The sequence below is a fragment of the Enterococcus sp. DIV0901a genome (assembly GCF_051711525.1).
In the GTDB taxonomy this organism is placed as follows: Bacteria; Bacillota; Bacilli; order Lactobacillales; family Enterococcaceae; genus Enterococcus_B; species Enterococcus_B faecium.
On sequence record NZ_JBIOMW010000001.1, the window covers coordinates 1,478,510 to 1,491,360 of the forward strand.

19 protein-coding genes and 2 tRNA genes are annotated in these 12,851 nt (G+C 35.6%); 9 read left to right on the forward strand and 12 right to left on the reverse strand.

Translation table 11 applies throughout. The features are described from left to right. Positions 1–70 precede the first annotated feature (70 nt). Positions 71–1,537 (reverse strand): peptide MFS transporter, encoded by a 1,467-nt coding sequence (locus IGL70_RS07040; RefSeq protein WP_002288052.1) that lies wholly within the window; start codon positions 1,535–1,537, stop codon positions 71–73. Positions 1,538–1,923: 386 nt separating this feature from the next. Here IGL70_RS07040 and IGL70_RS07045 point away from each other — a divergent pair, with 386 nt between their 5' ends. Continuing rightward, positions 1,924–2,520, forward strand: a complete 597-nt coding sequence (locus tag IGL70_RS07045; RefSeq protein ID WP_002288054.1) for a nitroreductase family protein — start codon at positions 1,924–1,926, stop codon at positions 2,518–2,520. A gap of 57 nt (positions 2,521–2,577) precedes the next feature. Here IGL70_RS07045 and IGL70_RS07050 read toward each other — a convergent pair whose 3' ends face one another. Both IGL70_RS07050 and IGL70_RS07055 read right to left on the reverse strand, forming a co-directional pair. Continuing rightward, a complete protein-coding gene (locus IGL70_RS07050) occupies positions 2,578–3,060 on the reverse strand; it encodes a hypothetical protein (RefSeq protein ID WP_002288056.1) in 483 nt (160 codons plus the stop codon). 105 nt (positions 3,061–3,165) lie between these two features. After that, positions 3,166–3,363 carry a hypothetical protein gene (locus tag IGL70_RS07055; RefSeq protein ID WP_002288059.1) on the reverse strand — a complete coding sequence of 66 codons (198 nt, stop codon included), beginning with the start codon at positions 3,361–3,363 and terminating at the stop codon, positions 3,166–3,168. 294 nt (positions 3,364–3,657) lie between these two features. Between IGL70_RS07055 and IGL70_RS07060 the strand changes: the two genes are divergently transcribed. From IGL70_RS07060 to IGL70_RS07070, 3 genes are all read left to right on the forward strand, one after another. Continuing rightward, positions 3,658–4,416, forward strand: coding sequence for a C39 family peptidase (locus tag IGL70_RS07060; RefSeq protein WP_002297431.1), 759 nt, complete (start codon positions 3,658–3,660; stop codon positions 4,414–4,416). A gap of 59 nt (positions 4,417–4,475) precedes the next feature. Further along, positions 4,476–4,904 (forward strand): hypothetical protein, encoded by a 429-nt coding sequence (locus IGL70_RS07065; protein ID WP_002295776.1) that lies wholly within the window; start codon positions 4,476–4,478, stop codon positions 4,902–4,904. A gap of 45 nt (positions 4,905–4,949) precedes the next feature. Further along, positions 4,950–5,022: transfer RNA gene (locus IGL70_RS07070), tRNA-Gln, on the forward strand. Between the two features lie 149 nt (positions 5,023–5,171). Here IGL70_RS07070 and IGL70_RS07075 read toward each other — a convergent pair. Beyond that, positions 5,172–5,543, reverse strand: a complete 372-nt coding sequence (locus IGL70_RS07075) for a YxeA family protein (RefSeq protein ID WP_002288062.1) — start codon at positions 5,541–5,543, stop codon at positions 5,172–5,174. A gap of 214 nt (positions 5,544–5,757) precedes the next feature. On the opposite strand from IGL70_RS07075, the gene IGL70_RS07080 reads away from it, so the two are divergent. Next, positions 5,758–5,943, forward strand: a complete 186-nt coding sequence (locus tag IGL70_RS07080; protein ID WP_002288064.1) for a hypothetical protein — start codon at positions 5,758–5,760, stop codon at positions 5,941–5,943. A gap of 82 nt (positions 5,944–6,025) precedes the next feature. On the opposite strand, the gene IGL70_RS07085 is transcribed toward IGL70_RS07080, so the two are convergent. Then, complete coding sequence (locus tag IGL70_RS07085; RefSeq protein ID WP_002288067.1) at positions 6,026–6,214, reverse strand: hypothetical protein; 189 nt, start codon at positions 6,212–6,214, stop codon at positions 6,026–6,028. 23 nt (positions 6,215–6,237) lie between these two features. Next, positions 6,238–6,501 (reverse strand): hypothetical protein, encoded by a 264-nt coding sequence (locus IGL70_RS07090; RefSeq protein WP_002292935.1) that lies wholly within the window; start codon positions 6,499–6,501, stop codon positions 6,238–6,240. A gap of 157 nt (positions 6,502–6,658) precedes the next feature. On the opposite strand from IGL70_RS07090, the gene IGL70_RS07095 reads away from it, so the two are divergent. Further along, positions 6,659–6,916 (forward strand): glucose uptake protein, encoded by a 258-nt coding sequence (locus IGL70_RS07095; protein WP_002321369.1) that lies wholly within the window; start codon positions 6,659–6,661, stop codon positions 6,914–6,916. A 70-nt stretch (positions 6,917–6,986) separates the two neighbouring features. On the opposite strand, the gene IGL70_RS07100 is transcribed toward IGL70_RS07095, so the two are convergent. The 3 genes from IGL70_RS07100 to IGL70_RS07110 all read right to left on the reverse strand — a co-directional run bounded on the left by IGL70_RS07100 (position 6,987) and on the right by IGL70_RS07110 (position 8,096). After that, positions 6,987–7,178 (reverse strand): hypothetical protein, encoded by a 192-nt coding sequence (locus IGL70_RS07100; RefSeq protein ID WP_002296424.1) that lies wholly within the window; start codon positions 7,176–7,178, stop codon positions 6,987–6,989. A 140-nt stretch (positions 7,179–7,318) separates the two neighbouring features. Continuing rightward, positions 7,319–7,639 carry a hypothetical protein gene (locus tag IGL70_RS07105; RefSeq protein ID WP_002295768.1) on the reverse strand — a complete coding sequence of 107 codons (321 nt, stop codon included), beginning with the start codon at positions 7,637–7,639 and terminating at the stop codon, positions 7,319–7,321. A gap of 22 nt (positions 7,640–7,661) precedes the next feature. Then, positions 7,662–8,096: a universal stress protein gene (locus IGL70_RS07110; RefSeq protein WP_002292929.1), complete on the reverse strand. Its 435-nt coding sequence runs from the start codon at positions 8,094–8,096 to the stop codon at positions 7,662–7,664. Between the two features lie 334 nt (positions 8,097–8,430). Here IGL70_RS07110 and IGL70_RS07115 point away from each other — a divergent pair, with 334 nt between their 5' ends. After that, the gene (locus IGL70_RS07115; protein ID WP_002289111.1) at positions 8,431–9,069 is read left to right on the forward strand and encodes a LysM peptidoglycan-binding domain-containing protein; all 639 of its coding nucleotides are present in this window, start codon (positions 8,431–8,433) and stop codon (positions 9,067–9,069) included. A 372-nt stretch (positions 9,070–9,441) separates the two neighbouring features. On the opposite strand, the gene IGL70_RS07120 is transcribed toward IGL70_RS07115, so the two are convergent. Further along, positions 9,442–9,525 (reverse strand) — tRNA-Leu (locus tag IGL70_RS07120). A 527-nt stretch (positions 9,526–10,052) separates the two neighbouring features. Between IGL70_RS07120 and IGL70_RS07125 the strand changes: the two genes are divergently transcribed. Continuing rightward, positions 10,053–10,553 (forward strand): GNAT family N-acetyltransferase, encoded by a 501-nt coding sequence (locus IGL70_RS07125; protein WP_002297227.1) that lies wholly within the window; start codon positions 10,053–10,055, stop codon positions 10,551–10,553. A gap of 189 nt (positions 10,554–10,742) precedes the next feature. On the opposite strand, the gene IGL70_RS07130 is transcribed toward IGL70_RS07125, so the two are convergent. Together IGL70_RS07130 and IGL70_RS07135 are read right to left on the reverse strand one after the other, a co-directional pair. After that, positions 10,743–11,087, reverse strand: coding sequence for a metal-sulfur cluster assembly factor (locus IGL70_RS07130; RefSeq protein WP_002289113.1), 345 nt, complete (start codon positions 11,085–11,087; stop codon positions 10,743–10,745). Positions 11,088–11,240: 153 nt separating this feature from the next. Then, entirely contained in the window at positions 11,241–12,161 is a 921-nt protein-coding gene (locus IGL70_RS07135; RefSeq protein ID WP_002289114.1) for a YitT family protein, read from the reverse strand. A gap of 186 nt (positions 12,162–12,347) precedes the next feature. Here IGL70_RS07135 and IGL70_RS07140 point away from each other — a divergent pair, with 186 nt between their 5' ends. Beyond that, a complete protein-coding gene (locus tag IGL70_RS07140) occupies positions 12,348–12,839 on the forward strand; it encodes a YajQ family cyclic di-GMP-binding protein (protein WP_002289115.1) in 492 nt (163 codons plus the stop codon). The last annotated feature ends 12 nt before the right edge of the window (positions 12,840–12,851 follow it).

Genomic DNA, 12,851 nt, shown 5'->3' on the forward strand with positions numbered 1-12,851 from the left:
TACTTTTTTAAGTATACGCAAAAAACAGGAACTGCTGCAAATAAGCAATTCCTGTTTTTATGTTCATTGATTAATGAATAGAGCCCATTAGTTTTTTGATTGGTTCTTTCACAGTAAATAGCAAGATACCACCGACGATTGCTACTGCACCGATAATACCGAAGTAGGCAGATTCTGTTCCCGGTGTGTAGAAGCGTGCAATTTGTGCATTGATTGCTTGTGAAGAAGCATCAGCTAAGAACCAAATAGCGATTGTTTGTGATTCAAATGCTCGTGGTGCTAATTTTGTTGTCACAGACAAACCAACTGGTGAAAGACACAATTCAGCAATAACCACGATGAAGAAACTTCCCAACAACCACAATGGACTTACTTTTCCACTTGTACCATAAAGCATACCCGGCAACATCAATAGCAAGTACGATAATCCTGCAAATAAAAGTCCAAGAGAGAATTTCACTACTGTAGATGGTTGACGTTCACCAAGTTTCGTCCACATCGTTACGAATACTGGTGTCAAAATAAAGATGAAAATTGGATTCAATGATTGATACCAGCTTGCTTGGATCGTTACACCAAATAGCGTAGATTGTGTACGTTCACTAGCAAATAAAGCTAAGATAGATGAACCTTGTTCTTGTAATGACCAGAAAATGATTGCTGCAAGGAATAATGGGATATAAGCCCATACTCTTGGTTTTTCTTCAGCAGTTACATCTTTTGAAGTCAACATTTTGATAAAGTAATACAACGGTAAGATAATCCCCAATACACTGATTGTATTGACAAAAAAGTCAATTGTCAGATGACCAGTTAGTTGTGCCCCGCCGAATACTGCAGCGATAACAACAAGTGCGATGATCAAGTTACGGATGAATCCTTTACGTTCTTCAGTTGTCAAAGGATTCGGCGGTGTTGTACCCACTCCGTCTAATGTCTTGCGTCCTTGGATGATGTATTGTAATAATCCAAAGAACATCCCAATAGCAGCTAAAGAGAACCCTAAATGATAGTTATATTCTTGACCGATTGTACCAACGATTAGTGGTGCTAATAATGCCCCTAAGTTGACACCCATGTAAAAAATCGAAAATCCTGCATCTCTTCGCAAGTCAGTCTTTGAATAAAGATGTCCGACCATGCCAGAAACATTTGGTTTCAAAAAGGCGGTTCCGATAATAATCAATGCCATCGAAACAAACAATGTACTTACACCAAATGGTAAAGCCAAGACGATGTGGCCAAGCATAATGAAAACTCCACCGAAGAATACAGTGCGTTTTGCTCCTAACACTCGGTCAGATACCCATCCGCCGACGATACTAGACATGTAGATCAAAGATCCGTAGATCGACATGATAGCTAATGCTGTTGCTCGTGGTAATCCAAGTCCCCCGTTGGCAACTGTATCGTACATATAATAGATAAGTAATGCACGCATACCGTAATAACTAAATCGTTCCCACATCTCAGTGAAGAACAAAGTTGACAATCCCTTCGGCTGCCCGAAGAAGCCCTTGTCTTGCTGTTTTTCCATAATCTATACCCCAATTCTTTAAATTTTCAGAAAATATTATACATCTTTACCGAAAAATTTAACTAAAAAACTTATTTAAGAAATATAAACTAATTTTCTATAAAAACAAGTAATTTTTAATGGCAATATCATAAAAAAAAGAAGATAGAGATTTAATAATTATATATCAGCTGTTTTTTTCAAATAAGCAAAAATTCCTAAAACACAACAATGAAAGCGATAACTAAGAAAATCCTTACATAACGATTTTTCTTATTAAAATTGTTTTTTGAACTTCGCTTATTTTTTGTGAGCATATCTGTTTACTTACTTTTTGTAAGGTGCTATACTTCATTTCGTAATCAATTAAAAAAATGCAAAACGCAAATCAAAGGAGAAATTTTATTATGACAACTTTTACTGACACTTTGAAAAACCGCCGTTCAATCTATCATCTAGGACGTAATGTTTCACTTTCTAATGAAGAATTGACAACTTTGATCAAAGAAGCAATTAAAGAAAGCCCAACTGCTTTCAATGCTCAATCAACACGCGCAGTTATCCTTTTCGGAGATGCACATGAAAAACTTTGGGAAATCACTGAAGAAGCACTTCGCCCATTGACTCCAGCAGAAGCTTTCCCAAATACACAAAACAAATTAGCTGGTTTCAAAAATGGTTATGGTACAGTATTATTCTTCAAAGATACTGACGTGGTAAAAGGTCTACAAGAACAATTTGAATTATATGCAGACAACTTCCCAGATTGGTCAGAACAATCAAACGGAATCGCAACAGCTAATACTTGGGTAGCATTAGTTGATAAAGGATTGGGCGCAAACTTGCAACATTACAACCCAGTTATTGACGAAGCAGTTGCAAAAGAATGGAATATCCCTTCAAACTGGAAACTACGTTCGCAATTAGTATTCGGTTCACCAGAAACACCGGCTGGGGAAAAAGAATACATGAACGATGCCGATCGCTTCCGCGTATTCGGATAATTTTATTTGAAATAAAAAACAGAGGTTGTGACAAACATCTTGTCGCAACCTCTGTTTTTATTCTGGATCAATCATAATATCAATCTCTGCCTCATCGTTTAAGCGTTGGGACAAAAATGGAACTAATTCTTCTAATGATGCAGAAAATTTCAGCATCGGTCCTCGCCATCCGTTTCGGAAAAAATTCATTTTTACGATTTTAGAACCTTTTGGCTGATATAATACAATTTTATTGATCTCAGAAAAAGGAACACCTTTTTTGTCAAAGCTATTCAAAACAAGTCCTTCTTCTGTGATTCCTCTACTGTCCAACAAAAAACTAATAAAAATCATTGCTGACAAGATCCCTTTTGCCAATTCATCTGCTGTAGGATGACTGATGAGTGTATACCAAATGACTAGTGACACTAAGAAGGGTATCACCAAGTAGACCCATCGATTTCGCACAGTCCGATAAATAATTTCTTTTCGAACCAGCCAAAGAAATAAAAACATCACAACAACGAATAAAAACAATAGAACCGTAAAGAATGTTACCATGACAACTCGCCTCGCTTTTTCTTCTCCAGAAAATAGGAAAAGAATACTGATTTACCTTCTCAAAGAAATTGGACTTGCAGCACGCCGCACGTCCAATTGTTTTCTTTATTCAAATGTATCATATTTTGCAACAACCATGCTTGCTTTTTCATCTAATAATTCTTGGTCCTCTGCAGCACATTGGGCAACTTTGACCACGGCGCAGTTTGTCATTTTTGATACAACTTCACCAATGACCGTTTTTGTAAAACCAATTGGTTTGCATGCATATTGTTCTCCTAAATTAATCATTTCTTCCGTCATCAAAATCCTCCTAAACTGCTGGAACTTTTCTCCACATTACCACTGCTATTTCTTTGGAGATTTAACTCATTGATTTTTATTTACAGTTAAAAATCAACCTTACAGGCATTATAGCGTACTGTTTTCGTTTTCACAATTAAAACAGCTGTTGTATTTAGAAGAATTTTTTTCAAAAAATTAAAACATATTCCTTAAAAACTAATTATTTCCTACATATTAAAATATAATACTTCCATTTCCAATAAAAATACATTTATAATAGGAAAGATAAACAGCTGAAAAGGGAGATTTCAAATGAAGAAAAAAACGTTCAAAAAACTATTGTTTCTAGGGGGCACAGCTGCTCTTTTATTAAGCGGTACAAGTTATTACCTACATATCCATTCTCCAGAACATACAATGAACACTGCACAAAAAAGTTCAACACAAAAAACGAAAAAGACAAAAGAGAAAGCAGAAGTTTTACTAGATGTTCCATTAGAGAGCCAGTTTGATTCTCCTTCTTTAGAAAATGGCTGTGAAGTCACTTCGCTTTCTATGCTTTTATCTTTTTATGGTTATGAAACAACTAAAAACCAGTTAGCTGAGCAATTGGATTACGTCCCTGTTTTCAATGCAGATGGGACTCATGGCGATCCTAATGAAGGATTTGTTGGTGATATCAGTGGCGGAGACTGGGCTATGGGCGTCTATGTTCCCCCAGTTGCCTCCCTTGCTCAGCAAATCGTCCAAACGGATTATCACACTTTTCCAAAAACCGATGCTCAACTCGATGATATCAAAAAAGCACTATCTAAAGGAAATCCTGTCTGGACTTCTGTGACTATCAATTTTGAAGTCCCAGATGAAACTGATTTTATGACTTGGACCACAAATAATGGAGAAGTAAGAGTCACTCCTCTTGTTCATGCTTGTGTAGTCACTGGATATGACAAAGAAAATATTTATGTCAACGATCCCTATGGTGTAAAAAATCGAGCAGTACCGATCAACGATTTTTCGGCGATTTTCACTGCAATGGGTGGACAGATGCTAACTTTGGAGAAAAGCTAGTAATTCAAACAAAAATCCCTTATACTCAAGATACCAAACCTTTGAAGGGAGCGTAGATAATGGAAAAATTCACACATAAAAAAATGGATCCAAATGAAATTCCGATTATTTTTGTCCGTGACTGCAAGGGAAATGTTCAAGGTAAAGTCTCTATTAATGAGTGGAACGAGCGTCGCAGACCTGCTACCCTCAATGAACTGGAAATCAAATTGTATCGTCAATCTCTTGTTTATTACGCAGATCAAGAGTACGAGAAAGCCACCGATTTATTGAAATTTCTAATTGCTCGAACAGAGTATACTCGCTTTGAATATATTGAACGTTTAGCAAACATCTATCATATTATGAATGAACCTGTCAAAGAATATCAGTTATTGGACACCGTCTTGTCAGTAGCAGAACTGATTGCCCTTCCTGCTGGATTAGAAAAGAAACTAGTACGCCGCCTTTTACGAGTAAAGCAACAACTATCCGATCAAGAAAAATAACTTGCGTTTTTTTAGGAAAGTGCTATGATTATTTTGTTGAATAAATGGGATGTAGCCAAACTGGTAAGGCACTTGACTCTGAATCAAGCAATTGTAGGTTCGAACCCTGCCATCCCAATTTGATGTGCTTGCTGAAAAAATGAACCCCCTGTAAAAGAACAATCTTTTTGCAGGGGGATTATTGTATTATTTTTACTACTTGTATTTAGTTTACATAATTAAATTATGAATAATAAAATCGGGCGTATTCTTAATACAAAAACTGATTTACCCAATAATTGCTAATGCTTTCTCCGGAACTTTTTCTCTAGGAACTTCCTCATACGTTTCTATGTGTGCTCCTTTATTGCTAATTTTCAAATAATGATTTTCTTTTAACACAGAAAGACCATTAAATTCAACCGTTCGTTCTTTCCCATTGGCATCAGCAGCTTTCTGCACATACCTTGCTGTACCATATTCATTTACTTCCTCTGGTTTTTGTGTCTTTACATAGACCTCTCCTTTTTCAACTAATGGATTTAGCTGATCAAGTATACCAGGGATTTCTCCATAACTTCCTTCAGTATAATATTTCAGTCCAAATAGCAAAATACCACTAATCGCCGCCAGTCCAATCAAATATTTAATCACTTTCATCTTTCTACCTCCTTGTTATATATTCAGTATATGGGTCAGTTAAAGAAATTCCATCCGTCCCAAGTTGGAGATTTTTCTCCTACTTTAGAAGCGAGAATCGAGTGTTTTTTTAGTAAAAATGATCGTTATTTGATATTATTGACGTGTGGATAAATCAGTTTTTCTCGTTTTGTCCATGTAAAAAATCATGTTGATAGCAAAGGATGTGTTCAAAATGAATCAAGAAGAATTATTTCAAAAAGTCAAGGAAATGATTAAGAACGGCAATTTCGATGGCGCAAAACGATTTATCGAAGAACATAAAGAACAATTAGGACCTTATAAAGAGAAAGCCCAAAATCTTTTAAAAGATGTAAATATCGACAGTGTCAAAAACAAATTTAAAAATCTATTCAAATAAGTAAAACTTTCACTTTTGTAAAATCAAAGGAGGACAATGCTGCTGCATCGTCCTCCTTTGGTTCTTTTCTGAATACTTCATACTAAAATAAACGTGTCGGATCGTAATGATAAGTCACATTGCCGTTCAGTGAGGCTTTTCCCACCACATATTTACGATTCTCCAACTTCAGCCACGCTTCTCGAAAAGCCATTAATTCTTCTCTTTTTACATCAATCTTTTCGATTTTTCCATCGATCAAATCTTGAATAAGTTGTTCATATGGATTCATTTTTTTCCTCCATCTGCTGTCAATCAATAAGTTGTAAAAATAGGTTCATATGCTTTTTTGGTATCTAGATCTTCTCTGACTTTGACTGTCGTATAAATAATTTTTTCTACTGGGATACTATAATAACTTCCTTCACCATTATTGAATCGGTGAACGTCTTTCTTTGCTAAAATACCATTTATTTTATTCGTCAGTACACGTTGTTCGACACTGTTACTTACAACATAGTAAATCACCCGAATATTATTGATTAAATGCAAATCGATTTCTAACACTACATGATCCATGAAAATCCCACTCCTTCTTTCACTTTGATTATAGCAAGTTTCTCCTCTAATTTCAAAATCGATACAGATTTTACCGGATAAATCCACAAAACTGCTTGCGCCATTTCGCACAAAGTGTTATTTTGTATCATGGACTTTATTTATTGGAGGCAATAGTATGATCGCGATCGGTCAATTTGTTTTTTATATTCCTTTTTTTATTATGATAAGCATTCTTTTCTATTACATAAAATGGACAAAAAAGAAGTTTTCAGTTTTACTGGCCTCTTTACCTGCTGTATATTTTACTTATCAAATTTTTTCTTTTAGGCATTGGGAAACAACGTCTGTATTAATAACACACATCATCGAATTGACGCTTTCAGTAATTTTTCTTATTATTTGGATCTATTTTTTATATAAGAATCAGAATTGAATCCCTCGCATGTTTAAAAAGAAAACGATTAAAGATGCAGCAAATTTCTGCCGATCTTTAATCGTTTTTTCTATTCTGTTATACCAAAAAAATGTTTGAATCGGTGAAGGATCGTTCCTTGTTTTAATTCTATAAATTCTTGTGCGATCGGGTACTTTTCTTCCAAATTTTCTTTGTTCTTTTCGATCAGGCTTTTCGCTTCTTCATATTTTTTATCTGCACATAGTGCTTTTACTTCCTGTAATACTTTTCCTGCTTCCATTTGCCTCACCCTCTTGCCATTTTATTGCTTTAAGTTTTATTTAAGTTATACGCATTATTCTAGTTTCATCCCAAATAACCTTTTTTCATTTTTACTCCTCGAACTAATCAGTTTTCTAAAGGCTGATTGGTTCGTCTTTTTTATTTTTCCTCCATTTCATTCTGCTCTTCTGTTAATTTATCTAATGCTTTGATTGATGCTGCGGCTCTTGCATAATCATAGCTGTATAATTCCATAAATTTATCAGGCAGAACAAACCACGCTGGATGATAACCGTTAGCTGTGACAGGGAATCCTTTATCTTGTTGGTTATCTCCATCCCATCTCAGAGCAACACCTTTTTTTCCTTTCCACTTTACTAAAGCGATCGAGTATCCCTTCTTTGTTTGTGTGCCGTCTTCAATAATTGCTAAAATTTCTATTTTTTCTTTTGGCGCACGGACTTCTTGAGGACGAACCATTTTCTATTCCTCCCTTATCTCATTACTTCACGACCAACACACTGCAAGGGGCATGTGATACGACATAAGAAGCGGTCGATCCAACTAATGCTTGTTGTATAGCACCTTTTCCTGTCGCTCCCATAACGATCAAATCAATATTTTCTTGTCCAGGGATGACATTGGCAATCAAATTTCTTGGATCTCCAGTTTCAACTATTGCGTGGATCTCAGCAATGCCGAACTCTTTGGCATCATTGATTTTTTTCAGCATGGCTACTTCTGTTCTTTGTTTTTCATCTGCATAGATTTTTGAAAAGGCATAGGCACTATGGGTCAGCTCAACTTTGTTGATGATTGACACGATAAATAAGTGGGCTTCATTGTCCTTTGCTAAGTCAAGGGCTTCAGCGAACGCTTTGATCGATTGTCTTGATCCGTCAACTGCTACCATGATGTTCTGGTATCTTTTACTCATTGGAACCGCCTCCTTTTTCTTTTATTGTAACATCTCAAGCAAAAATACAAAAAATATACGCAATATGTAAATAAAATGATGAACAAAAGCAATTTCTTTCAAGTTATTTATACATTTCTTTTCTCATCAGAACACCTGTTCTAATCCCATTATTTCTGCATTATGTGAAATTCCTCATCATTTTTCACATCGAGCGAACATCATTCTGTTACAAAAAACGTGGATTTGTCATAAATTGTCATGCTTCTTTTACCTATGAAATATTTTCACGTGTTAAAGTATTCCTCGTTGAACACAACAAATAAAACTTTTTAACGAATAAAGGAGATTTTTCATGACATCACTTAAAACTTTACTTTTTGGAACAACTTTGGCTGCCGGCGCTGCATTCTTCATGGGAACGACTGCTCATGCGGACGAAGCTTATACCGTTCAATCAGGTGATACTCTATCAACGATTTCTCAAAAATACGTTGGTGATAACTCCTTGATCAATGCCATTGCAGAATCAAATTCAATTTCTGATATTAACCTGATCTACTCAGGACAACAATTAACAATCCCAACAGAAGGCTCTGCACAAGCAGCTGCTGAACCTCAAGCAGCCGTTCAAGAAGCACCAGTCCAAGCTGAACCTGTTCAAGCTGAACAACCTGTTGTACAAGAAACGGTTCAAACGGAAACACAAGCAGCGCCTGTTGCTGAAACACAACCTGCTCCTGCTGTAACAGAAACTGCTGCTACTCCAGCAAGTACAAGCTCTGCAAAAGAATGGATCGCACAAAAAGAATCAAGCGGTTCTTACACAGCAACGAACGGACGTTACATCGGCCGTTACCAATTAGATTCTTCTTACTTAAATGGTGACTACTCTGCTGCAAACCAAGAAAGAGTAGCAGAACAATATGTTACTTCACGTTATGGTTCTTGGGAAGCGGCGAAAGCATTCTGGGAAGCAAACGGTTGGTACTAAGATTCATTATTTGAACGTTTAAACACATTCAAAATATAGTAAGAGGTCATGCGATTTATTCTTTCGCATGACCTCTTTTTGAGTTTAAGTTTAGTCTTTATTCCTTAACTATCGTTTGCCAGTATTTCTTGTATCAGAATCTATAAATCTACTATTTGAATCAATCTATTAGGTTTTAAACTGTCCCACCTTCACACAAATTTTTTTTGATTTATTTGAATCTGGTTCCGTTGTTTAAAATTTTTCCTATATTCTTTTAGATAATATGTTATTTTCTTTCTCATCGCTCCAGGTGTACCTTCTCTTTATAAAAAAAGATATCAACAGAGAAACTCCGTCGATATCTTTTTTCCTTCTCAAAAAAACAAATTATGCGGCTAAGAAGACTCGAACTTCCACGAGGTCACCCTCACTAGCGCCTGAAGCTAGCGCGTCTGCCAATTCCGCCATAGCCGCATCACATCTTTTAGTTTAGGATTACATGTGTTTTTTGTCAAGAACATATTTTTGTTCTTTTTCATTTCTGTACGCCCTCCCTTATGCCATCTACACAAATAATTCATCCGAGCAACTCCATCATCTATTGAGGGTTGGTGAAAAAATCTGTTTTATCCATATGATCGATTTCAATGTTAAACGAACGACTCTGGGATTAGTAACTATTTTATTTTTTTCTTCATTTCTTTTTTCCTCTTTTTCTCGATTCAGCTATCTTCTTTCATTTGGATATTGATTATTTCTTCTGTTGATTACTATCCTTCTGGAATTCTAGACGCTGAAGTAATTCACGTTTTCTTTCTTCTAGAGATCATAAGTAACGAATGAACGAACTTCAAATAATTTTTTTATTGTAATTCATATTTGTATTGTTCGATGATTCTTAATACGATATGACACAATAAATAAAAATAGGCATGGCTATTTACAACAATAGTGCTATAGTAGAAAACAAATGAATAAGGTTACTTAAAGAGGTGAATACGATGAAACTGATCAAACTATGGGAAGCAGATTTAAAGAAAGCTTATCAGCTACAAACTAGCTTTGGACCAAATGAGAGTGGATTTATCAACAATGCTTATGGCTATACATTTGCTGAATTTTTAGATTATGTAAAAAAATGCGAAAAAACGTCTTTAGGAATCGATCTTCCTGAGAGTTACGTTCCCGCAACCGTCTTTATTTTAGAAAGTGATGAACATGAGTATGTAGGAATTTTTAATTTGCGCCATAAACTGAACGAAACATTAAGAAACGGCGCTGGCCATATTGGTTACGGCATCTCCCCTAATTATCGTAAAAAAGGATATGCCACACAAGGATTAGCATTAGTACTACAAGAGGCAAAAAAAATCGGCATTGATGAGGCACTTTTGTCTGTAAATAAAAAAAATCTTGGCAGTCTTAAAGCACAACAAAAAAATGGGGCTGCGATTTATCGTGAAGATGAGAAAGAATACTATACGAAAATCAAACTGATGTAAAAAAGAAGGATTCCAAAAGGAAAGGGATTTGAATGTCCTTTATCAATAGAACACATTTATTTAATTAACTTATAATATAGCAGACAAAATTTTATAAACAAAGAAACCTTTTATCTCTTTTCTTCTAGAAAGGATAAAAGGCTTTTTTGTTTTTCCTATTTGCTTCTCATAGCTAGTCAGCCAAGATTTCTATCGTATCCCCAACGCAATCCGTGCATAACGGCTCATCTTATCTGTCGTCCATGCTGGATACCAGACTAGTTTGACTTCTGCTTTCGTTACTTCTGGCACTTCTTTTAATGCGTCATGGATAGATTCTGTTAAAATATCTGCTAATGGACAGCCCATAGTTGTTAGAGTCATCTTAATGACTGTTTCTCCATTTTCAGGATTGAATTCTATATCATAAATCAAGCCTAAATTGACGATGTCGATTCCTAATTCAGGATCAATCACCATTTCCAAGGCAGCAAGAATACGTTCTTTGATTAGTTCTATTTCTTGTCCAGACCGTTCTTGGTTTGCTTCGCTCATCGTACGACACTCCTTAACACGATTTTTATTTATCATACTCTTTTTTTAGCTGCTTGTAAATGAGAATTTAGAAGTAAGATTCTCGTTTAAATTTATAAAAATGTTCTTATTAGATGTAATAGATTAAATTTATTCTAAAATAAACCTGATTCCTCATTTTTTTTGTGAACGATTTTTTATTTCTGGCAATACGCCAGTTGTTCGATACATTTTTTGTTCGTTTTCATTTGCAAACCGGCCAAATACTGAATGAGTTGGTAAAATATTGATAAATGCATCGTCGTCGATTTCATGAACGATCTGATCAAGATCATACATTTCGTAGCGGGTGATGACCATCATGATCATGTTCCCTTGTTTTTTTGAATAGCCACCGACAGACGGCAGTAATGTCATTCCACGTACCATCCGTTTTGCTAGTTCTTCTGTTACCTCTTCTGGCTTGACGGTAACGATCATTGCTGTTACTTTTTGATGACTCGTGTGGATGGCATCAATTACTTGAGTCATTGCATAAATGGAAATAATCGTATACAAGGCACTTTCCCAGTTAAAGAAGAAGCCTGCGATGACTACAATGATACCATTTAGAATCAGCATGTAGTTTCCGACTGTTTTTCCAGTTGTTTGTGAAAGTACAAGAGAGATGATATCCATCCCACCAGTTGTAAAGCCCATTTTTAAAGATAATCCTACGCCAAGACCTAATAAAACACCGCCTACTAGGGCATTCATCAAAATATTATCAGTGATCTGTCCGACTGGAAGCAGCATCGTCATCACCGATACACATACAACATTCACAAAACTAAGGATCGTTGCTCGTTTTCCTACTTTGAGAAACCCTAATACAAACACAGGGATATTCAAAAGAAAAATAAATGTTCCTGTGTCTATCTTGATATGAAACCATTCATATAAAAGCGAGGAAATGATTTGAGCGATCCCATTCATCCCTGCAGAAAAGACATTGGCTGGAATCAAAAAATAATTTAAAGCGACCGCAGCGGTCAATCCGGTTATCAAAATAACCACTATTTTCTTTAATCTTTCATTTTTATGATACGCAGTCATAATTTTACTCACAAGCACCTCTCCCCTACTTTGGTATTCCAAATGTAAGAATAACAGTTTATCTATTAAAATAAAATACTTCGAACTCAAATGAGAAGAATTTTAGCAAACAGGTAAGAATCTGCCCTAATCCTATGATAAGATAGATGTATGGTAAATATTTATATGTATATCAGGAGGGTTCCTATGGCAAAAGATGCTAGCTTCGACATTGTATCAGAAGTCAATACAGAAGAAGTAAAAAATGCGATTCAGCAAACAACAAAAGAATTGTCCAATCGCTTTGACTTCAAGGATTCTACAGTAGAAATCAAATTAGAGAACAGCAATCTAGTTGTATTGAGCGATGATGATTTCAAAATCGAACAGATCAAAGATGTATTATTTGGTAAGCTGATCAAAAGAAATGTGCCAATCAAAAATATCCATTTTTCCGAATCAGAACACGCTCTAGGTGGCAAAGCTCGACAAACTGCCGATTTGGTCAACGGAATCGATCGTGAAAACGCGAAGAAAATCACTACAGCTATCAAAAATGAAAAACTGAAAGTAAAAGCACAAATCCAAGAAGATCAGATTAGAGTGACAGGTAAGAACCGTGATGATCTACAAGCTGTGATTGCTTTATTACGTAAACTTGACTTACCAATCGAGTTGCAATTCACTAACTATCGTTAATCAAAAAACGAG